The sequence below is a fragment of the Pseudomonas lalkuanensis genome, from assembly GCF_008807375.1.
Classification (GTDB): domain Bacteria; phylum Pseudomonadota; class Gammaproteobacteria; order Pseudomonadales; family Pseudomonadaceae; genus Metapseudomonas; species Metapseudomonas lalkuanensis.
On the sequence record NZ_CP043311.1, the window covers coordinates 2,918,623 to 2,940,052 of the forward strand.

At 58.0% G+C, this 21,430-nt stretch carries 15 protein-coding genes; 10 read left to right on the top strand and 5 right to left on the bottom strand.

The window, feature by feature from the left end:
* Positions 1-156: 156 nt before the first annotated feature.
* Positions 157-2,046 carry a sigma-54-dependent Fis family transcriptional regulator gene (locus FXN65_RS13565; protein ID WP_151133696.1) on the bottom strand — a complete coding sequence of 630 codons (1,890 nt, stop codon included), beginning with the start codon at positions 2,044-2,046 and terminating at the stop codon, positions 157-159.
* Positions 2,047-2,438: 392 nt separating this feature from the next.
* Between FXN65_RS13565 and FXN65_RS13570 the strand changes: the two genes are divergently transcribed.
* The 5 genes from FXN65_RS13570 (at position 2,439) to FXN65_RS13590 (ending at position 9,975) form a co-directional block, all read left to right on the top strand.
* Positions 2,439-3,896: an aldehyde dehydrogenase family protein gene (locus FXN65_RS13570; RefSeq protein ID WP_244620736.1), complete on the top strand. Its 1,458-nt coding sequence runs from the start codon at positions 2,439-2,441 to the stop codon at positions 3,894-3,896.
* Positions 3,897-3,947: 51 nt separating this feature from the next.
* Positions 3,948-5,075: an NAD(P)-dependent alcohol dehydrogenase gene (locus tag FXN65_RS13575; protein WP_151133697.1), complete on the top strand. Its 1,128-nt coding sequence runs from the start codon at positions 3,948-3,950 to the stop codon at positions 5,073-5,075.
* Positions 5,072-6,601: an AMP-binding protein gene (locus FXN65_RS13580; RefSeq protein WP_151133698.1), complete on the top strand. Its 1,530-nt coding sequence runs from the start codon at positions 5,072-5,074 to the stop codon at positions 6,599-6,601. The genes FXN65_RS13575 and FXN65_RS13580 overlap by 4 nt, the downstream gene beginning before the upstream one ends.
* Positions 6,602-6,856: 255 nt before the next feature.
* Positions 6,857-8,575, top strand: a complete 1,719-nt coding sequence (locus FXN65_RS13585; protein WP_244620760.1) for a DUF1302 domain-containing protein — start codon at positions 6,857-6,859, stop codon at positions 8,573-8,575.
* Between the two features lie 26 nt (positions 8,576-8,601).
* Positions 8,602-9,975 carry a DUF1329 domain-containing protein gene (locus tag FXN65_RS13590; RefSeq protein WP_151133700.1) on the top strand — a complete coding sequence of 458 codons (1,374 nt, stop codon included), beginning with the start codon at positions 8,602-8,604 and terminating at the stop codon, positions 9,973-9,975.
* 417 nt (positions 9,976-10,392) lie between these two features.
* Here FXN65_RS13590 and FXN65_RS13595 read toward each other — a convergent pair whose 3' ends face one another.
* Positions 10,393-11,046 carry a TetR/AcrR family transcriptional regulator gene (locus FXN65_RS13595; RefSeq protein WP_151133701.1) on the bottom strand — a complete coding sequence of 218 codons (654 nt, stop codon included), beginning with the start codon at positions 11,044-11,046 and terminating at the stop codon, positions 10,393-10,395.
* Positions 11,047-11,209: 163 nt separating this feature from the next.
* Between FXN65_RS13595 and FXN65_RS13600 the strand changes: the two genes are divergently transcribed.
* A complete protein-coding gene (locus tag FXN65_RS13600) occupies positions 11,210-12,724 on the top strand; it encodes a linalool dehydratase/isomerase domain-containing protein (RefSeq protein WP_151133702.1) in 1,515 nt (504 codons plus the stop codon).
* Positions 12,715-13,221: an SCO family protein gene (locus tag FXN65_RS13605; RefSeq protein ID WP_151133703.1), complete on the top strand. Its 507-nt coding sequence runs from the start codon at positions 12,715-12,717 to the stop codon at positions 13,219-13,221. The genes FXN65_RS13600 and FXN65_RS13605 overlap by 10 nt, the downstream gene beginning before the upstream one ends.
* Positions 13,222-13,559: 338 nt before the next feature.
* Here the strand turns inward: FXN65_RS13605 and FXN65_RS13610 are convergent, their stop codons facing one another.
* On the bottom strand, positions 13,560-14,201 hold the full coding sequence (locus FXN65_RS13610; protein WP_151133704.1) for an HD domain-containing protein: 642 nt from the start codon (positions 14,199-14,201) through the stop codon (positions 13,560-13,562).
* A gap of 139 nt (positions 14,202-14,340) precedes the next feature.
* Here FXN65_RS13610 and FXN65_RS13615 point away from each other — a divergent pair, with 139 nt between their 5' ends.
* Positions 14,341-15,312, top strand: coding sequence for a GlxA family transcriptional regulator (locus FXN65_RS13615; protein ID WP_151133705.1), 972 nt, complete (start codon positions 14,341-14,343; stop codon positions 15,310-15,312).
* Between the two features lie 475 nt (positions 15,313-15,787).
* On the opposite strand, the gene FXN65_RS13620 is transcribed toward FXN65_RS13615, so the two are convergent.
* Complete coding sequence (locus FXN65_RS13620; protein ID WP_151133706.1) at positions 15,788-17,452, bottom strand: electron transfer flavoprotein-ubiquinone oxidoreductase; 1,665 nt, start codon at positions 17,450-17,452, stop codon at positions 15,788-15,790.
* A gap of 64 nt (positions 17,453-17,516) precedes the next feature.
* The gene (locus FXN65_RS13625; RefSeq protein ID WP_151133707.1) at positions 17,517-18,770 is read right to left on the bottom strand and encodes a CaiB/BaiF CoA transferase family protein; all 1,254 of its coding nucleotides are present in this window, start codon (positions 18,768-18,770) and stop codon (positions 17,517-17,519) included.
* Between the two features lie 376 nt (positions 18,771-19,146).
* Here FXN65_RS13625 and FXN65_RS13630 point away from each other — a divergent pair, with 376 nt between their 5' ends.
* Both FXN65_RS13630 and FXN65_RS13635 read left to right on the top strand, forming a co-directional pair.
* Positions 19,147-20,007, top strand: coding sequence for a MaoC/PaaZ C-terminal domain-containing protein (locus FXN65_RS13630; RefSeq protein WP_151133708.1), 861 nt, complete (start codon positions 19,147-19,149; stop codon positions 20,005-20,007).
* Positions 20,008-20,053: 46 nt separating this feature from the next.
* The gene (locus FXN65_RS13635; protein WP_212632338.1) at positions 20,054-21,412 is read left to right on the top strand and encodes an ABC transporter substrate-binding protein; all 1,359 of its coding nucleotides are present in this window, start codon (positions 20,054-20,056) and stop codon (positions 21,410-21,412) included.
* The last annotated feature ends 18 nt before the right edge of the window (positions 21,413-21,430 follow it).

Consider the following 21,430-nt stretch of genomic DNA (forward strand, 5'->3'; position numbering starts at 1 on the left):
TTTGCAGCACTTGCATTGGTGAAGCCGCCCGGCAAGCGCCTGGGGTGGAAGCGCTGTTCAAGCTGCCATTTGCTTCAATCGATCGAACCCAACCAGCCACCGGAACCCCGGGCAACACCAGTCGCCTAGGATCGAGCTAGCGGGCAGCCAGCGAAATCATTCGCGCATTTTCTTGTAGAGGGTGGTTCGCGAGATACCCAGTTGGCTAGCTGTTGCCGAGATATTGCCGTTGTTGCGTGCCAGAGATTCTCGAATGGTTTCTTGCTCCCGGCGGCGCAATGGGGACTGGGAAGTGGGTCCAATGCCTGAAACCTTGGTCAGTTTGGCCTGCATGTCCGGAGAGAAATGATTCGTGGATATTTCAGGCTCCGGACCGCTCAGGATGCAGGCGACTTTCAGTGCCTGCTGCAGTTCGCGAACGTTGCCAGGCCAGTTATAGGCAAGCAGCTTGCCGAGGGTCTCCGGGGATAACGCCTTGGGTTCATCTGGGGAGAGCTGTGAAAGCAGGCTCTCTATCAGGCCTCTGATGTTGAGCCTGTCTCGGACCGGGGGGAGGACCACCCGGAAACCGTTGATTCGGTAGAAGAGGTCCTCTCGGAACTGGTCGCTTCTAACCAAGGTTTCAAGGTCGCGGTGGGAGGCGCTTATCAGCCGTATGTTCAACTGAACATCACGGTTATCACCCAATCGGGTCAGCTTGCGTTCCTGCAATACCCTCAACAAACGCGTTTGCAGCTCCATCGGCATATCACCGATTTCATCCAGAAACAGAGTGCCCCCATTGGCCGCCTCGATCTTGCCCATCGCGCCGCCCTTGCGTCCCCCGGTGAAGGCACCTTCGACATAGCCGAACAGTTCCGCTTCGATCAGGTTCGAGGGGATCGCCGAGCAGTTGATGGCGACGAAAGGGCGATCGGCGGCGAGGCTTACATGAAGCGATTTTGCGAATACTTCCTTGCCAGTTCCAGTCTCGCCCTGAACGAGGATGGGAACTTCTCCGGCAAACGCTCGCCTGGATACATCGAATGCCTTGTCGAGGGAGGCTTCGTTGAATGGTGAAGCTTCCTGTTCCTGTGTTGAATGAGGGGGTTCGGTCGTTCGATAGACGATTCCAAATGAGTTTTCTGGGTCTTGTAGGCGGGCATAGATCCGGCGGCCGCAAGAGAGCGAAATTTCGTTCACCTCGCCTGGAAATCGTTGCAGGTTGCTGAAGTCTCGCCGTCCTTGCGAACCGAGCAGCGCTTCCAGGGAAATTGCCAACCTCGAGTGTTCTTCCAAGCCAAGCCCCAACAAACTCCTGGCGCTGCGATTGGCGTGGAGGAGGTACCCATCTGGATCGATGGCGATGATGCCTTCAAGTGGTGTGCCGATAAGGCGAGGGTCCGCATGGAGGTGCAGCAACGAGCAATCCTGCAGATCCTTATAAAGGCGATTCTCAATGCTGATTGCCGTAAAGTTGATGCGGTCCTGGAGCCACAACGACGGCTGCATATCGATGCCAGAAACATTCAATGCGGCTACCAGTTGTCCATCTGGGGTGCGAATGGGGGCGGCGGCGCAGAAGAAGCGATCAAGTTCGCAGAGATAGTGCTGGCTGCCGCTTACGGTAAACGGGCGGGCTTCCTTTAGGACACAGCTCGGCGCCGTTGGACCCAACTCCATTTCGCTGAGGCCGCGCCCGGTGACCAGTGTCTTCAGCTCGACAGCGGTCGCCGATTCAGCGTTGCGCTCGTGCACGATCACGCCGGATCGATTCATGCACAGGAGGGTCCAGCGAGGATCCATGAGCGATTGCCAGAGCAGCTGCATCTCAGGTGTTACATGCCGGATCAGCTGCTGGTTTTCCTCTAGAGTATCCAATCTTTGCTGTCTGGCAGGTCGGCCGCCGTGAAGTCGGCGGCTCTGAGGCGTGAGGCCTACTTGCCTTGAGCGCTCCCAGGAGTTCGCAAGTTCGATTGGAATCAGCCCGGCAGGCAACGTCCCCCCTTCTGAAAACAATTCGCGGGCCATATGCAGCGCCTGAGAGGAAGCGGATATCATCGACATCTATCACCTCGTGCCTGTCTCTTGTTGTTCTATGTCCTTCGCCACCAAGGCCAGTCATTTCTGTTTGGCGCCTTCAACGGGGAGAAAACAGTTTTTGCTGAAGGCTGATAGGTACCCTCTTTTTTTCCTGCCTGCAAGCAGGTCGGGAGGAGCGGTTCAGCTCTATTCCGATGAAACCTATCGAGATTTTCTCGAGGGGTGTGCAGGACGTGTACAGGGACTGGACAGTGCGTTTTCCTGCTGTTCAGAAGGCTGACAGGAGAATGATTGGGGTTGAAGTGAAAACCCTTTAAAAACAGATAGATATGGTTTTGGCATGGTCGTTGCCCGGCTCTTGTCGACCCGAATGGAATCCCATCCATTCAGCATCTGACGACAACAGAGAGACAACAATGAGTCAGGTTCAAAAGACCATATCCAGCCTGCTGGCTGGGATGCCGAGCACCGATTTCCCGCTATCCATCGCTGGTCATTTGGTGCAGACCCCGCAACGCGGTGAAGTCATCAACCCTGCTACCGGCGAAGTTCTGGTGGATTACCCAATGGCCGGCCGCCAGGAGCTGGAAACGGCAGTGCAATGCGCCAAGGCCGCATTCGCTTCCTGGAGCGGTACGCCGTGGGAGGTCCGTCAGGCCAAGCTGGTCGAGTTGGCCGACTTGATTGCCGCGCGTCAGGAGCAGTTCACTCGCCTGCTGACCCTGGAGCAAGGAAAGGCAAGCTCTGGTGCCGAATGGGAGATCGGTGGTTGCATCCATTGGCTACGCGAGGTCGCCCAGCAGACGCTGCCACAATCGGTGGCAAGTGAAGGGGAGCAAGGTCAGGTGCTGTGTCGGCACGTTCCGTTGGGGGTCGTCGGCGCCATCACTCCATGGAATTTCCCGCTACTGCTGGCGGTATGGAAAGTTGCTCCGGCATTGCTCACGGGCAATACCGTGGTCGTCAAACCGTCGCCTTACACCCCCCTTTGCACGCTCTGGTTTGGCGAGCTGGCCCAGCGCGTCTTGCCGCCAGGAGTGCTAAATATTGTCGCCGGGGGAAATGAGCTTGGCCAGTGGCTGACCGAACACCCTGACGTCAGCAAGATCGCTTTCACCGGCTCGACGGCAACTGGCAGTCGTGTCATGCAGAGCGCGGCCGGCAATCTCAAGCGCGTGACCTTGGAGCTGGGTGGTAACGACCCGGCCATCGTGCTTCCCGATGTCGATCCGAAGAGCATCGCGGAAAAGCTGTTCTGGGCCTCTTTCCAGAACAGCGCCCAGTTCTGTGTGGCGACCAAGCGTCTGTTCATCCACGAGTCGATCTACGACGAAGTGGCCGAGGCGCTTTGCGAGTATGCGGCGGGCGTGAAGATCGGCAATGGTCTTGAGGCCGACACTCAGCTCGGGCCGCTTCAGAATCAGATGCAGTACGACAAGGTGTGTGACCTGATCGAAGACACCCACCGCGCTGGTTTGCGCTTCCTCGCAGGCGGCACGGTCGTGCACGGCAACGGCTATTTCATTCCTATCACACTGGTCGACAACCCCCCGGACGATGCGCGTTGCGTGGTAGAGGAGGCCTTCGGTCCAGTTCTGCCGCTGCTGAAATACCGCGATGTCGAAGAGGTTATCGCGCGGGCGAACAATACTGAATATGGCCTTGCCGCTTCTGTCTGGGGACGTGACCTGGCGCAGGCCCAGGCGATAGCCCAGCGCCTGGAAGCCGGAACGGTATGGATCAACCAGGTCCACCAGTTCTCTCCGCACATCGCCTTCGGAGGCCACAAACAGTCGGGGCTGGGTATCGAGAACGCGCTCGAAGGGCTGGCTGAGTACACCAACGTGCAGACCATCATGGGACGCCCGCTATAGGTGGTCCGCTGACATCTTCCATCCACGACAAGAACAACAGGAGGTACAGCGATGGTGTCGCTGAAAGCTGCCGTGGTCCGCGAGAAGTCGGGGCCATTCAGGATAGAGCGGGTGGCCCTCGAGGGCCCGCGTGACGATGAGGTATTGGTGGAGGTGGTTGCCACCGGTATCTGTCATACCGATCTGGTGGTGCGTGACCAATACTACCCAGTGCCGCTACCGGCGGTATTGGGCCATGAAGGTGCCGGCATCGTACGAAAGGTCGGTAGTCGGGTAACCAAAGTGAGCCCGGGCGACCACGTAGTGATGACCTTCGCCAGTTGTGGCGAATGCCACAATTGTCAGAAGGGGCTCAACGGCTATTGCAACGACCTCTACGGTCTCAACTTCAGCGGCCGCCGCAACGACGGTTCAACACCTTACTGCGACGAGCAGGGTCATTCGATCAGTGGCTGCTTCTTCAACCAATCGTCTTTCGGCGAGTTGGCCATCGCCTCGCCGCACAACCTGGTGAAGGTTCCCCAGGACGTGCCGCTGGAAATCCTCGGCCCTCTTGGCTGCGGTATTCAGACGGGAGCCGGGGCTGTCATCAATGCGCTGAAACCGGGGGCCGGCAGCAGTATCGCTGTCTTCGGCAGCGGTTCCGTCGGCCTGGCTGCGGTCATGGCGGCCAGGCTGGTCGGCTGCACGACCATCATTGCCGTGGACATGAACCAGGTCCGCCTAGACCTCGCCCTAGAGTTGGGGGCGACCCACGCGATCAACGCGAAGGAGCAGGAGCCTGTCGAGGCCATCAAAGCGCTGACGGCGGGAGAGGGTGTGCAGTACTCGCTTGAATGCACAGCCCTGCCCAAGGTGCTGCGGCAGGCGGTCGAGTCACTGCGCCAAACCGGTGTCTGTGGCCTGATCGGAGCGGCCGCACTGGGAACCGAGGTTCTGCTCGATATGAACAGCATTCTGTTCGGACGTACGTTGCGCGGCATCATCGAAGGCGACAGTGTTCCCGATATCTTCATCCCCCAATTGATCGAACTCTGGCGGCAAGGGTCGTTCCCCTTTGACCGATTGATCTCGTTCTACCCCTTTGAAGCAATAAATCAGGCAGTCGAGGACTCCGAACAGGGCAAAGTCCTGAAAGCTGTCGTGCGGTTGAAAGATTGCGGCGGGGGAATGCAATGAAAGCAGTATTGAGCTCACTCAGCGAGCAGGCAGCCAAGCGTTTCGCTGATCAGACCGCATTGATCGTCGGCGAGAAGGAACTGAGTTTCAACGAGATAGATTCCCTTGCCGCCCGCTTCGCGGGAGGGTTGCGGAAAAACGGCGTGCAGCGTGGGCAAGTGGTGATCCTGCATCTGCCCAATGGCTGGGAATGGATAGTTAGCTATTACGCCATTGCGCGCCTGGGTGCCGTGGTCGTTCCGGCCAATTTCCTCCTCAGCATCGAGGAAATCGCCTATATCACCGCTAACAGTGGGGCCATCGCGGTGATTGCTCCGCGTGACCGCTGCGAAGCGCTGACCCAGACGTTGGCAGATGCTGGCGCCCGTGAACCTGATCTGGTCATCGCTCTGTCGCCTGTCGCTGTGGCGGCACAGGAAACGATCGCCTATCTGGATTTCGACAGCTTGCTGCGCGAAGTCGCAGTGCCTCCGGTCGAAGTAGAGCCGGATGACCTGTTCACCATTGCCTATACCTCGGGAACGACAGGCAATCCCAAGGGCGCCATGTTGACTCACCGCAATGTGTTCATGAGCACGGCGCTAACCGCCACCGTGCACGTGCGCTGTCCCGGCGAGCGGGTCGTCAGTGCCTTGCCGTTCCCGCATGTTTACGGAAATGTGGTGATGAATGCCTGCTTCCTGGTGGGGATGACGCTTATTTCCACCGAACGCTTCGATGCGGACTGGGCGCTGCAGAGCATCGAGCGCTACAAGGCGACCCTCTTCGAGGGGGTGCCGACGATGTTCTACTACATGCTGACGCACCCCAGCCTGTCACACACGGACCTGCGTTCGCTGACCCGGTGTACGGTCGGCGGCCAGACCATGCCAGTGGCGAAGATCGAGGCGATTACCAAGGTTCTGGGCTGTCCTCTGCTCGAGCTCTGGGGCATGACCGAAGTCGCCGGCCCTGTGATTTCTCATTCACCCTATCTCCCGGCCAGGCATGGCGCGATTGGCCTGCCGTTCCCGGGCGTTGAAATGAAGATCGTCACGACTGACGACTCCTCGCGCACTTTGGGCATAGGCGAGTCGGGCGAGTTGGTGGTTCGGGGACCGACCGTCATGCGTGGGTACCTCGGCAACGCGGAGGCTACGTCGTCCAGCTTGCTTGAGGGAGGCTGGTTGCGCACCGGTGATGTCGCGCAGATCGATGCCGAAGGTTACGTGCATATCCTTGATCGACTGAAGGACATGATCATCACCGCAGGCTACAAGATCTTTCCCGCCGAGCTGGAGCAGGTACTGGCAAGCCATCCTGCTGTGGCGATGGTGGCCGTGGCCCCGGTCAAGGATGACCTCAAGGGGGAGCTGGCCAAGGCGTTTATCGTCCTAGATCCGGGCTTACGGGCCACCGAGGGAGAAATCCTCGAGTACTGCCGCAAGCACCTGGCCAGCTACAAGGTTCCCCGCAGCGTCGCCTTTGTCGATTCCCTGCCGAGAACGAGTACCGGGAAAATCCTGAGACGCGAATTGCGCAGTTGAACAACTGAAATAACTACCTCCCGAGTTCGAGCATTACTGACAAGTAATGCTCGCGCTGGGTGTTTGTCGAAAATCATGCTGTAGCTGCTTGCAGATGAGTTTGAAGATGCTTTGAAAGTTTGATGTTTCAGGTTCTCTCAGTGTGTTGGGAGTTACTTGAGTTCAGCGTTATGTGGCTGTTTTTGTAAAAACAAAAATCAAAATGAGACCACGATGAAGAATAAAAAACTAATAGCGAACCGCGTGTTGGTTGCAATGGGCAGCGGGTATCTGGCCGCCAGCGCAGGTCTGGTAAACGCCGTTACCTTCAATATTGGAGAAGTTGAAGGGCAATTCGATTCACAGTTGTCCGTCGGTGCGAGTTGGGCTGTCCGTTCAGCCGATCCGGATTTCATTTCAACTGCCAGCGGTGGCAAAGCCTCCACGCGTGGCCAGGATGATGGTCGACTGAACTTCAAGAAGGGTGAGACCTTCTCGAAGATTTTCAAAGGTATTCACGACCTGGAGCTGAAGTACGGCGACACCGGTGTCCTCCTGCGCGGCAAGTACTGGTATGACTTCGAGCTGAAGGACGAGCATCGGCTCTTCTATGACATCGACGACCATGACCGCAAGGAGGGTGCCAAGGCATCCGGCGCCCAGTTGCTCGATGCGTTCCTCTACCACAACTACAACCTGGGTGACCTGCCCGGCAGCTTCCGTATCGGCAAGCAGGTGGTGAGCTGGGGCGAGAGCACCTTCATCGGCAACAGCATCAACAGCATCAACCCCATCGACGTGGCGGCTTTTCGCCGCCCCGGCGCGGAGATCAAGGAAGGCCTGATCCCGGTCAACTTGATCTACCTGTCCCAGAGCCTCACCGACAACCTCACAGCCGAGGCCTTCTATCAGTTGGAGTGGGACCAGACAGTAGTGGACAACTGCGGGACCTTCTTTTCCACCTCGGACCTGATCGCCGACGGCTGCGTCGACCGTCTGGTGGTCGCCGGCCCGGACCTGCCGCCCGGGGTATCCACCAACACTGGCGGAACGCTTTACATTCCTCGTGCCGGCGACCGCGACGCCCGCGATGGCGGTCAGTTCGGCGTGGCCATGCGCTGGTTCGTGCCGGAACTGAACGACACCGAGTTTGGCGTTTACGGGCTGAACTACCACAGTCGCGGCCCGGTGTTCAGCACCATACGCACCACCACCCCGTCCGCGGCGCTGATCCCCGGGGCGTCCAATGCGCGTTACTTTGTCGAGTACCCGGAAGACATACGCCTGTATGGAGTCAGCTTCCAGACCAACGTCGAAGGGACGGCATTGTCCGGCGAGGTCAGCTACCGCCCGAACATGCCGCTGCAGATCAATTCTACCGACCTGGTCTTCGCGTCCCTTGGTCTGCCTCTGTCACCAGTGTTCCAGTCCGGTCAGGCACGGAACATCGCTGGAAACGACCTGCATGGGCACGACCGCCGGGGATTCACCCAGGCCCAGTTCACCGCCACCCGGTTCATCGATCAAGTCATGGGGGCAAGTCGTCTGACCCTGGTTGGTGAGGTGGGTTACAACCACATCAATGGCATTAGCGACGATGTTGGCGAGTTGCGTTTCGGCCGTGATCCGATCTTCGGTTCGGGGCAGTTGTCCTCCCAGTCGACTTGCCGTGCACTCAACGCCGCCAACCCGCAGGAATGTAACGACAAAGGCTTCTTTACCAGCAACTCCTGGGGCTATCGCGCTCGCGCCAGCCTGGAATACAGCAACGTCTTCGCCGGCATCAACCTGACGCCGAGCATCGCCTGGTCCCACGACGTCGACGGCTACGGCCCCAACTTCAACGAAGGCTCTAAGGCCATAAGTGTCGGTCTGAACGCCGAATACCAGAACTTCTACACCGCAAGCCTGAGTTACACCGATTTCTTCGGTGGGGACTACAGCACCATTACTGATCGGGACTTCGTTGCGCTGAGTTTCGGCGTCAACTTTTAAGCACTGCCCGCAAGAGGACTCAAGCAATGAGAAAACAGCTGTTCATTCAACTTGGTGGTTTCATGGCCTTCTCCGTTCTGATGGGGAATGCCATGGCTGCAGTGCCCGCAACGGAAGCCGCACAACTGGGTACCACCCTTACTCCACTCGGTGCTGAGAAGGGCGCCAATGCGGACGGCAGCATACCGGCCTGGACAGGGGGATTGCAGCCTGACGTTGCCTTGGTCGATGCCAATGGCTTCCTGGCCGATCCCTTCGTCAACGAGAAGCCACAGTTCGTGATTACTGGCGCCAACGCGGAGCAGTACAAGGACAAGCTCTCGCCAGGGCAATTGGCGATGTTCAAGCGCTACCCGGAAAGCTACAGGATTCCGGTTTACCCAAGTCATCGCACCATGGCTGCTCCGCAGGCGATCTACGACGCTGCGAAGAAGAGCGCGCTCAACACCCAGGCGGTGGACAGCGGAAACGGCTTGTCCAACTTCTCTGACAGCCGCTACTACGCTTTTCCGATCCCCAAGAGCGGGGTTGAGGTGATCTGGAACCACCTTACCCGCTATCGCGGCGGAAACGTCCGGCGCTTCATCACCCAGGCGACCCCACAGACCAATGGGTCGTTCAGCATGGTGCATTTCCAGGACGACCTGGCTTCTCCCACCGACGTGGCAGATCTGGAAAAGGAGAAGGCCAGCAATGTGCTGTTCTACTTCAAACAGCGGGTGACCGAGCCTTCGCGTCTTGCCGGTAACGTGCTGTTGGTCCATGAAACCATCGACCAGTACAAGGAACCACGCCTGGCTTGGGTCTACAACGCCGGCCAGCGCCGCGTGCGACGTGCGCCCCAGGTTGCATACGACGGTCCCGGTACAGCGGCTGACGGCATGCGCACTTCGGACAACTTTGAAATGTTCAACGGCGCGCTGGACCGCTATGAGTGGAAACTGGTCGGCAAAAAGGAAATGTACATCCCCTACAACAGCTACAAATTGGACTCCCCTGAGCTGAAGTACGCGGACATCATCAAGGCAGGGCACATCAACCAGGATCTGACCCGCTACGAGTTGCATCGTGTCTGGGAAGTGATAGCGACGCTTAAACCGGGCGAGCGACACATCTATGCCAAACGCCACTTCTTCATCGATGAGGACAGCTGGCAGATCGCCTACGCTGATCACTACGACGGTCGAGGCCAACTCTGGCGAGTTGGCGAAGGGCATCCCACTGTCCACTACAAGCAACAAGTGGCGACCTACAGCGTGGAAGCCCTGTACGACATCATTGCCGGACGCTACATCGCCTTGGGCATGAAGAACGAGGAGAAGCGTGGTCTTGAGTTTGGATTCAAGGCGACGATGGCCGACTACACGCCTGCCGCCCTGCGCAATGCCGGCGTTCGCTGAGCGTCGATAACGCCTCTGCCACGTCGCCTCGTTCGCAAGGCGGCGTGGCTTTTCCGGCTTCCGGCTTCTGTCTGCTGCCGGCAAGCCTACAGTCGGTCAAGGAGCGATTGGCTGCAAGGGGAGGACCCCGCCACGACACCAGGCAGGATCGAGTGGCGCTGGGCCAAAACCAGAATCGACAATCGACATTTCATGGACTGCGCCAATTCCAAGGAGAAGCAGCGCCGCCAGTGAGATGAGCCACAGCGAGGTTTGGGAACACCCGGCGCTTCGACTGTCACGCAGCTCGCAGCACTTTCCCCTGGAAGTCTGTGCCGGGCGCCAGACATGACTGCGCAAGCGTTGCCATCCCTTCCGGGTGGCCAGGCAGCCCAGACCGAAAAGATAGGCCGTGAATGCACAACAGAACATGCCTGCTTACCCCGTGTCGCGAACCATTTGGAGCCCGGTCGGAAGTGGCCGGCCCGAAATTTCGAGGGCCTCTGCGTTCGGGATTCCCAAGGCTCTCAGCAGCAGGACACAGATGCCGTGTGCGTAATCCTTGGGACGAGCCTCGCTCAATATCGCCTTGAGTGCGGTCCGGACAGTTCCCACGACCAGGTCGCTCGCGCAACTCAACTCATCGAAGGTGAATCGACCTTGGCGAAGACCGAGTACCAAGTCGGGTCTGGGATAAACGAGCAAGTCATCGTTGACTGTCTGCCCGCTGGCGGACATTGCATAGACGAGCCACCCCCAGGCGGGATTCCGCGTGGCGCTTTGAAATACCAAACGCGCTTCGGCCGTGATGCGTTCTGCTGGATCCTCCAGCTTCTGGCACGCCAAGTGGATTTCGAGAAACGGATTGCGCCCGAACGATCCCCAAAGGTCGTCCAGCAGGTCCTGGCGAGTGGCGTAGTAGTTATAGAAGGTGCCTCGGGCAACACCGGCCGCCTGGATAAAGTCGTCAATGGTCGCGTTGCGCTCACCAAATTCGGCGACGACACGGGCGGCAGCTTCGAGCAATTTCTGGCGCGTGCGCTCACGGCGTTTCAGGCCAATCTCGCGACGTCTTGCATTGTCCTCAGTCATGAATCAGCACAGCTCCTGTCATTCCCTGCAAGGCTAAAAATACACAAACAATGTCCAAATTGACATTTTTAGTTCAATTGGTAGCATCGACTACGTGATGTGCCCGGCCTGAATAAGAGCCAGGTTTCCTATACGCAGCGCAGAAGGCACAGGAATCCACAACATGGTTGGAAAAAATGATTCAAATGATCTGGCATGGGTCGATCAGGTTCCGAGGCTTGATGATCTTCAAGCCGGTAGTCTGAAGCGTATCTTCGATCTGGCGGCCCAGCTTCCTGATGACTGGTCAGGCATGATGGGGCGCTCGACCCTGCAGGAAGATTTCGGCTCCCTGCGCTTCCAGTTGGCGTACATGTCGTATGCCCTGGCGCTTACCTATGTGCACCGCCTGCCCGCCGCTCCCGAGCTGTTCCGCAAGCCCTTCGACCAGCTGATCCAGAAGATTCTTTCGCCTGATGTATGGACCTACTGGCATTACGTCGGGACCGGAAATGGCCCGTTCAATAGGGCCCTGGGAGAGCTGCCTGCGACCTGGAATCCAGTTGAGCGCGACAACATCATGTACAGCGCCTACGTCCAATCCATGGCGCTGCTCTATCACTACCTTTTCCGCGACGACAAGTACGCAAAGGAAGGGGCACTGACCTTCTCCGTCAAACCGCTGTTCTGGGGAATGGGTGGACAGCACTTCCCGTACGACGAGCGTTCCCTGAATGAGCACATCTACTGGAACATGGTACAGCGAGGTTATCTAGGCATTGCCTGTGAACCCAACTGCGTCTTCCAGGTGTGCAACCAGATCCCGATCCTGGGTTTCCGGTTTCACGACCTGGTTTACGGCGGCTCGCTCGCCGAAGAGGTAACCGATGGGTACCTGAAGGCGTGGGAGGAGTTCGGAGTGCTGGATGATGCCGGCCACTACCGGATGATGGTCCAGGAGCACGAGCGTGCAGCGATCAGCTTTCCCGACCAACCGTGGGTGGACTTCTGGATGGCTTCGCTGATGCACGCGTGGAATCCCGACATGGTCGAGCGCCACTATCCCGACCAGTTGGCGCACTGGGCGGTGGATGGGCCAGATGGCACCCTTTCGATCAAACCTACGATTCCGCCCAATGGCTCCGACCGCTACTCGGCGCGGGACTTTGGCTGGGCCGCTGTGTGCGCCTCCGAAGTTGGTGACGCTGAAACCTTGTCACGCCTGCTCGCCTATGCCGATCGCTTCTTGCATCCGGCCTGGTCCGATGGGGCTTACTTCTATCGGCGCCATGACCAGTTGCTGGATGCGGATGGAAACTTCGCCGCCATGGATCCGCACACGGGCAATGCGCTGCTCGCCTATGCACGCCTAAATGTGCCCGGTGGATTACAGAAGCTCTTTGCAGGCCCCTTGGAAGACGCCCATTTCGCGCAGCCGACGCTAGTGGATTGCACCCCCGGGCTGGACATTCGCCGAGCCTGGTATGCCAGCAACAGAAGCGCGTTGGTGCTGACCGTGTCCCAGGCTACGGAGGCTGGTCCGGTGCGACTCGAGGTCGGGAATGGGGTAGGGCGGGGCAACTGGCGACTGCTGCAAGATGGAAGGCCCTTCGACGGCCATGTTCACTTGCGGGGCGAGCGCATCATCATCGAATTCGAGTTGCATAGCGAAACTACACTGGTGCTGTCATGGGTATGAATGTCGGGGTCTCGAGCCATTTCTCTCTAATCGACCACCATGGGCAGAAGGTTGCGGATACGGATTACCGCGGCTCGTTCATGCTGGTCTACTTCGGTTTCACCCATTGCCGGGTTGTCTGTCCGCGCGCTCTGTCAAAACTTTCCTCTGTGCTCGACCTACTTGGTGAGCAGTCCAGCCTACTGACGCCTTTGTATATTACTGTGGATCCTCAGCGGGATACGCCCGATGTTATGCGGACGTATCTGGAAGCCAACTATCCCCGTTTCACAGGATTGACTGGAACGTCGTCGCAAGTCGAAGCGGTGAAGCAGTCCTTCCGCGTTTTCGCCGCTCGTAGAGTCGACCCGGACGAGCCGGACGGGTACGCCATGCCACACACTGCAATTGCCTACCTATTTGGTCCTGACGGTAAGTACTGCACGCACTTTGCAGACAACCTGGAAGCAGAAGCAATCGTGGCTCGCCTGAAGGCAAGCCTGCCTGATTGGTTTTGACTGCGAGTATTTGTGGGCCTTGCCGAAAACTGGATGTAGAGGCGATCCCTATGCGGGAAGCGTTTCGGAGGGATGGTACTGCATTAAGGCAAGAGCGGCTCTAACCACGCAGGCACGTTTAGGAGCTTTATCGCGGGAAATGAGTGACTCGGTCTGATCAGAAATAGTGGCTTTCGTGGGGGGGCAACCTGAACTGCCGCGGAAGACGCAAGCAGAATCCGCCAACTACTACTGCGAACAACCTGATCACCCCGACTGACCATAGTTCGATTTTCCAAGGGGATTCCCGTTTAAAGGCCACCCCCAAAACGAAGGGGCCGCAATGCGGCCCCTTAAACCTAGCTTGGCCAGCAGGACTGGCGAATGATGCTGCAGAAGTTTCCAGCCAAGAAGCCAGGCTCTTTGTCGGCAATTACATCCGCCTTAACGTTGCCAAAGGTCGTTTGTGGCTTGTGGCGGATACCATTGTAAAACGTCTGGATGATCGCTTCTTTGAAATGATCGCCACGTGGATGTGCCTGAACAACGGCATCGCGGTCAGCATCACTGAGCTCCTCATGGTGTAGCCCGAGAACATCGGTTTCTACACCAGCGGTGACCAAAGCAATTAGCGGGTGCATGTGCTCCGGAATCCCTGGAGTGGTGTGTAGCGCGATTGCGGTCCACACGCGCTCGATATCCCGTTCATTGATGCTGTGACCTTCCAGAAAATCACGCGCAGCATTCGCTCCGTCGACCTCGAAACGGCAGCAATCACTGCTGTGCTGGTGAGTCAGGCCCATGTCATGAAACATGCAACCCGCGTAAAGAAGCTCGTTGTCGTATTTCAGCCCGAGCCTCTTGCCGGCAAGCGACGCAAAATAGAAAACGCGACTCGAATGATGGAAGAGTAATGGCGAAGCAGTATCACGTACCAGCTCGGTGATTTCCCGAGCCATCGCGCTGTCGGGCACATGGATGCCAGCAATAGCATTAGACATATTGAGATCCTGGGTGGGTGAGTGACGACACCACTCTGACCGCCGACCTGAATGGCATCAATTGACTTGTTACGTCATTTCCTGCCATTGTCAGCCAGTATCGGACGTGAGCGGCCTCCGTCTCTTCTTAGGAGCAGAAATGTCTCGCCCTCAAATAACTCTTGCAATCCTAGGCATGCCAGGAGTTCAGCTTCTCGATGCTTGTGGTCCTCTGGACGTTTTCGCAGAGGCTAACCGCCAAGCTGGATACGAAGCCTATCGTCTGCTTCTGGTCGCCTGTGAGCCTGGCCCGCTAGTGAGCTCTTCAGGAACAAGGCTAATTCCAGACGCTTGGATTGGGGACGAAATTGCACCTATCGATACTTTACTTGTAGCTGGCACCCCTCAAGCAGCAAACCAGTATCTGCGTACAGGGGTTCTTGATTGGCTTCGTCAGCGTGCTTCACGGAGCCGACGTTTCGGCTCCGTGTGCACGGGAGCATTTGCCCTTGCAGCTGCGGGCTTGCTTGATGGTCGCCGCGTCACGACCCACTGGGCGGTGGCGGAGCCTTTGTCTGAACGGTACCCGCAAGTCACGGTAGAGCCGGATGCAATTCAGGTGCATGACGGTAATCTCCGAACTGCAGCAGGTGTTACTGCTGGTTTAGACCTTGCTCTGGCGTTGGTCCAAGAAGATTTGGGCGATGAAATTGCCAAAGATGTTGCAGGTCATTTGGTCATGTACTTCAAACGAACCGGTGGACAAATGCAATTCAGTCGCCAAGGATCTACATCGCCGACAGGGCGTTCCGCGCTTCAGGCACTGCAGCGCTACGTAGCGGCAAACCCTGCTTTGGACCATGGAATAGCGAATCTGGCCGAACGAATGGGTGTAAGCCCAAGGCATTTCGCCCGTATTTTTCAAAGTGATGTCGGAATGACGCCTGCCGCTTGGGTGGAGCAGACGCGGGTCAATACTGCTAGGGAGCTGCTAGAAACTGGAAATGGAGCACCTAAGCAGGTGGCGGCGTTGTGTGGGTTCGCCAACGCAGACACATTGCGTAGGGCTTTTCTTCGACATGTCGGTGTGACCCCTGCGGAATATCGTAAGCGCTATGCGCAACTGCATTAAGCGATGTATCCATCCAGGCTTTTTCCCGATAGACCACTTTGGCAAGACGGTGAAGAAGACTCGGTCTTCTGTGCCGACTCTGCGATTGAAATTCTCGGGATCTTCAAAAGTCGCCAGTAGGTGAAGCTATCGACGCAAAGCGATTCGGGCGTATGTAAGGTGCGCGCCGTGTCCAATATCACCACTTACGGAATCATGCCGGGATGCCGAGGCACATCTTTGAACTGGCTGCGTTCGTCGGTAACGCCCGCCAGATTCGAGAGCTCTCCCTCCGATAGTGTCGTTGGCACGGCGATCTGACAAGTCTGGCCTTTCAGGTGGCTCTCTCGGTGCCAACCCGCCCTGCCGTAATACCGAAAACCACTTCCTTCATTCCACTGAATGCAACCTGTCCTGCTTGTTTCATGGTTCTACTCTCAGTTATCAGCGCGAGTTGTTCCCGGTGTGCGGAACTCGGTGCGTTTCGAATCCAACATCACATGTTGGGGTAGTTCGGGCCTCCGGTGCCTTCCGGTGCCACCCAGGTAATGTTCTGGGCGGGGTCCTTGATGTCGCAGGTCTTGCAGTGCACACAGTTCTGGGCGTTGATCTGGAAGCGCTTGCTGCCGTCTTCGTTCGCCACCACTTCATACACGCCAGCCGGGCAGTAGCGCTGCGCCGGCTCGTCATACAGGGGCAGGTTCTTGGCGATCGGGATGCTCGCGTCGGCCAGCTTCAGGTGACAGGGTTGTTCCTCTTCATGGTTGGTATTGGAGAGGAACACCGAGCTGAGCTTGTCGAAGCTGATCTTGCCGTCCGGCTTCGGATATTCGATGCGCTGGGACTGGGCAGCGGGCTTCAGGCAGGCGTAGTCCGGCTTGTTGTCGTGCAGGGTGAAGGGGATCTTGCCGCCGAACCAGTTCTGGTCGATGTAGTTGAAGGCACCACCCACCAGGGCGCCGTACTTGTGAATGGCGGCGCCGAAGTTGCGGCTGCGGAACAATTCGTCGTACAGCCAGCTGGACTTGAAGGCATCGACGTAGCCGGTCAGCTCGTCACCGCCTTCCTTGCCGGCGACCAGGGCAGCGGCAACGGCTTCGGCAGCCAGCATGCCGGATTTCATGGCGGTGTGGCTGCCCTTGATTTTGGCGAAGTTCAGGGTGCCCAGGTCGCAACCGATCAGGGCGCCGCCCGGGAAGACCATCTTCGGCAGCGAATTCAGGCCGCCCTTGCAGATGGCGCGGGCGCCGTAGGCCACGCGCTTGCCGCCTTCCAGGTACTGTTTGATCACCGGGTGGTGCTTGTAGCGCTGGAATTCGTCGAAGGGCGACAGGTAGGTGTTGGCATAGGACAGGTCGATGATCAGGCCGACCACCACCTGGTTGTTTTCCAGGTGGTAAAGGAAGGAGCCACCGGTGTTCTCAGTGCCCATGATGTCCATCGGCCAACCGGCGGTGTGGACCACCAGGCCGGGCTGGTGCTTGGCCGGGTCGATGTCCCAGATTTCCTTGATGCCGATGCCGTAGTGCTGGGCGTCGGCTTCGGAGTCGAGGTTGTACTTCTTGATCAGTTGCTTACCGATATGGCCACGGCAGCCTTCGGCGAACAGGGTGTACTTGGCGCGCAGTTCCATGCCGGGGGTGTAGTAACCCTCTTTCGGGTTACCTTCGCGATCCACGCCCAGATCGCCGGTGATGATGCCGCGCACCACGCCGTTCTCGTCGATCAGCGCTTCCTGGGCGGCGAAGCCCGGGTAGATTTCCACGCCCAGGCCTTCGGCTTGCTGGGCCAGCCAGCGGCAGAGATTGCCCAGGGAGATGATATAGTTGCCCTCGTTGTGCATGGTCTTGGGCACGAGCAGGTCGGGAACCCTGATGGCGGAATCGGCATCCTTGAGCATATAGATGTCGTCGCGGGTCACCGGAGTGTTCAGCGGGGCGCCGAGATCTTTCCAGTCAGGGAAGAGTTCGTTAAGGGCTCGCGGTTCGAATACGGCGCCAGAGAGAATGTGGGCGCCCACTTCGGAACCCTTCTCGACCACGCATACGCTGATCTCCTGACCCGCTTGCGCAGCCTGCTGCTTCAGTCGGCACGCGGCGGACAGGCCAGCAGGGCCAGCGCCGACGATGACGACATCGAATTCCATGTATTCGCGTTGCATCTGATTTCCTCGAATCATCGCTAGGGGACGCTGGACATTGAAGGGTGCCCTGGCGTTCCGGTTTTCAGTCGGGTGTGGAGCGGTCGGCAATGACCTGATCGCGGAGCAGTTCAGTCATCTTTTCCGGCGGCAGATCCAGCCAGTCGACCAGCACCTCGGTTGTGTGTTGCCCGAGACAGGGGGGCGGCAGTTGGTAGTCCGCTGGCGTTTCCGAAAGCTTGGCCGGGAAGACCAGCGTGGGAATGGTCTGGCCGTCCTCGCGAGCGAAGGTATGCACCAAGCCGCGTGCTGCTGTATTAGGATCTGCGAAGGCCTGAGCGACAGTGTTCAGCGGGCCGGCCGGTACTTTGGCCTGCACCAATACCTCGAGGAGCGCGTCCTGCCTCCAGGTGCTGATCGTTTCCTGCAGATGCTGTTCGAGGCTGTCACGATGGCGAACGCGGTCAGCGTTGCGTCGATAGCATGGATCGCTCGCCAGATCGGGCCGGCCGATTGCATGGCAGAGGGCGGAGAACTGGGTGTCGTTGCCTGCGGCCACGACCAACGCACCCCCAACGGCATCAAAGGTGCGATAAGGAACCACGGTGGGGTGCGAATTGCCCAAGCGCTGCGGGACTACACCACCGACCTGCCAGCTCATGGCCTGGTTTGCAAGCATCGTCATCTGGGTATCCAGGAGCGCACAGTCGATGTGCTGGCCGAGCCCGGTGCGCTCCGCATGACGGAGCGCCAGAAGTACGGAAAGGCTGGCGTAGACGCCGGTGGAGAGATCGGTGATCGCAACGCCTACCTTGGTCGGCTGCCCGTCGGGCTCTCCGGTGATACTCATCAGTCCGCCCATAGCCTGGGCAACGAAGTCATATCCCCCACGCTCCGCGTAAGGACCTTCTTGGCCGAAGCCGGTAATTGAGCAATACACCAGGCGTGGGTTCAACTGGTGTAGGGCTTGGTAATCCAGCCCGAGCTTCTGCAATGCCCCGACGCAGAAATTCTCCACCAAAACATCTGCTTTCACGGCGAGTTGCCGTATCAGCTCCGAGCCTGCCGAAGTCGCGATATCAATAGCGATCGATCGCTTGTTGCGATTGCAGCCCAGGTAATAGGCACTTTCCCGAGCGCCACCGAGGCCGTCGGTCTCAGGCAGGAATGGCGGACCCCAGGCGCGCGTGTCGTCGCCAACTTCAGGCGCTTCGACCTTGATCACGTCAGCCCCGAAGTCGCCCAGGATCTGAGTACACCAGGGGCCTGCCAGCACGCGCGAAAGATCCAGGACCCGCACTCCCTGTAGAGGTTGGCATGGTGACGTGCCTGGTTTCATGGAGGACCTCGTTAGTAGGGAAGCGTTAATGCCAATGATTCACTAGATGAAACCGTCTTTCAATAAATGAAATCATTTTATCCCGTCGCGAGAAATGAACTCATATCCACCCGGACAGGTGTTGATGCAGTACACCCCAGTCCCCACGGGACTGGGGCGTGCCAGGGGGCGTCTTTGCGTTGAGATGTATGCAACTGTTGGGAACAACTGACCCACTTGGTCTCCCTGGTTTTTGGGCGCATCACCACAACGGTCTTCTCGAAGTGTTGCGCCGTGTGCGAAATCGGCAGAAGATAGTTTTCATATTGAAATAATATTTCATACAGTGAAATTAATTGAAACGCCGACCCACAATCCAACCAGAGAGGACATGGGCATGCCCATCGATGTCGAAAAGCTGCTCGGCTATTCCATTCCCACCGTCAGACAGACGCTGACCCGCCGCGAGACTGCCTTCTACGCGCTGTCGGTAGGGATGGGGCAGGATCCAGAAGACGAGCGTCAGTTAAGCTATGTCGATTACTCTCGGGACCTGCGTGCGTTGCCTTCCATGGCTGTCGTCCTGGCGCACCCGGGATTCTGGCTGGCCGATCCACGTTCGGGCGTCGATGCGACCCAGGTGGTTCACGGTGAGCAAGAACTGAACCTGCACGCGCCACTCCCTGTGGAGGGCGAATTGGTTGGGGAAACCTCAATCGTCGGCCTGGTGGATAAGGGCCCAGGGCAGGGTGCGTTGCTCTACACGCGAAAGGCAGTGACTGATGCGGCCAGTGGCAAGCTGATCGCCTCGACGCTCAATACGACGTTCATTCGTGGTGGCGGTGGTTTCGGAGGGTCTGCGACGCCTTTCAAGCCGAGTCCGACACAATCGGTCGGCGAACCAGACTTCGTGGTGGACCTGCCGACTCGCGCCGAGCAGGCGCTCTACTACCGCATGAATGGCGACGACAATCCCCTGCATGCCAATCCTGCGGTTGCTGCCCAAGCCGGATTCACACGCCCCATCCTCCACGGCTTATGCACCTTCGGGGTGGTTTGTCACGCCGTGGTCAAGGTTTTGGCCGATTACGATGCATCTCTGCTGCGAGGAATGTCCCTGCGCTTTTCCTCGCCGGTCTACCCGGGAGAAACCATCCGCAGTGAAATCTGGCGTGACGGTTCGTTCCAGGCTCGGGTCCTCGAGCGGGATGCTTTGGTGGTCAGCAATGGCCTTGCTTACTTGGGCGGGAGGGCCTAAGGACGCGGGTTTTCGGAGTTTGTTCCGCGTAGTGAAATGTTTCGCGTTGGACTATCTCCGTACAGCCTCTGGCAAATTCATTTGTTCGCCCGCCGAGCCCTTCCCGCCTGTCGATGGCGAGGATTCCACACCATGGAACATTGGTTTCAGTCTCGTTGACGATCTTCCGGGTCGCGGATTAAATGAAATTACAAAAACAAGAGGATTAATTATGTCCGCGATAAATAAGATTTATTTTGCCGTTGCTCTTTCAGTATGTTCTTCCGCGTCGATGTATGGCCATGCTGCGGATGTCATAAAGCTGGGGCTTTCAGTGCCTTTGTCCGGTGCTGGTGCAAACTGGGGCATTGGTGCGAATTGGTTGTGCCAGCAAGCTGCAAGTGATATTGCCGCAAAAGGTGGCGTCAATGTGGCTGGGCGGAACTACAACTTTGAGTGTGTGGCGTACGACAATAAGTACAATGCTGCTGATGGTGCCAAAGTTGCCCAAACTCTTCTGACTAAGGACAAGGTTAAGTTTATCTCTGGAAGCCTTGGAACCGCTCCAGTTCGCGCTCTGCAGTCGCTGTCTGAACGCCGCGGCGTCCTGATGTTCACCACTGCGTGGGGTGCCAGTATCAAGGGGCCGAAGTTCCCAATGACGTTCACCCAGATGAACACGCCCAACGAAATCGTCTACCCACTGGTGGGGTTCGTTAAGGAGCGTCATCCGGCTATCAAGACCGTCGCGTTGCTCAATCCTAATGACGCCACCGGCCAGGAAACCGAGGCCATCGCCCGCAAGGCTTGGGAGGCGGCCGGCGTCAAGGTTGTCGCCAGTGACTGGTACGAGCGCGGCACATCGGAATTCCAGCCGGTGGCCGCCAAGATGGCAGCTCTTAAGCCAGATGCCGTCGACCTGTGCTCCAGCACACCTGCCGATAGCGGTCAGGTATTCAAGGAGCTGAAGTCTCTTGGCTGGGATGGTGTGAAAGTCATCGAAGTGGGTACTGGTGCGGGTGGCTTGCTCGCCACCGGTGGCGAGGCTGCCGAAAATACCTACATGGGCGCGGCCGTTACCCTCGAGTCCGTCAATTCTACGCCCCTGCAGCACCGTCTGGAGGAGGGAGTGAAATCCCTAACGGGTGAGTCCATCAATGCGGTTCAAATAGGCTTCTACGATTCGGTGATGGCGCTGGCCGCAGCTATGGAGCGAGCCCAGAGTGTCGAGCCTGGCGATATTGCCAAAACCCTTCCTGAAGTAACATTCGAATCTTTCTACGGAACCTCCGCCTTCGGCGGGAAGAGCACTTATGGCTCTCCTCAGCAAGTTCTGGTGCCTGTGGTGGTGACGCAACTTCAACAAGGAAAGCTGATTGAGGTAAGTCGAATCCAACCAGAAGAATTGATAAAGCGCGTCCAATAAGCAGCGCCGATTTAATGC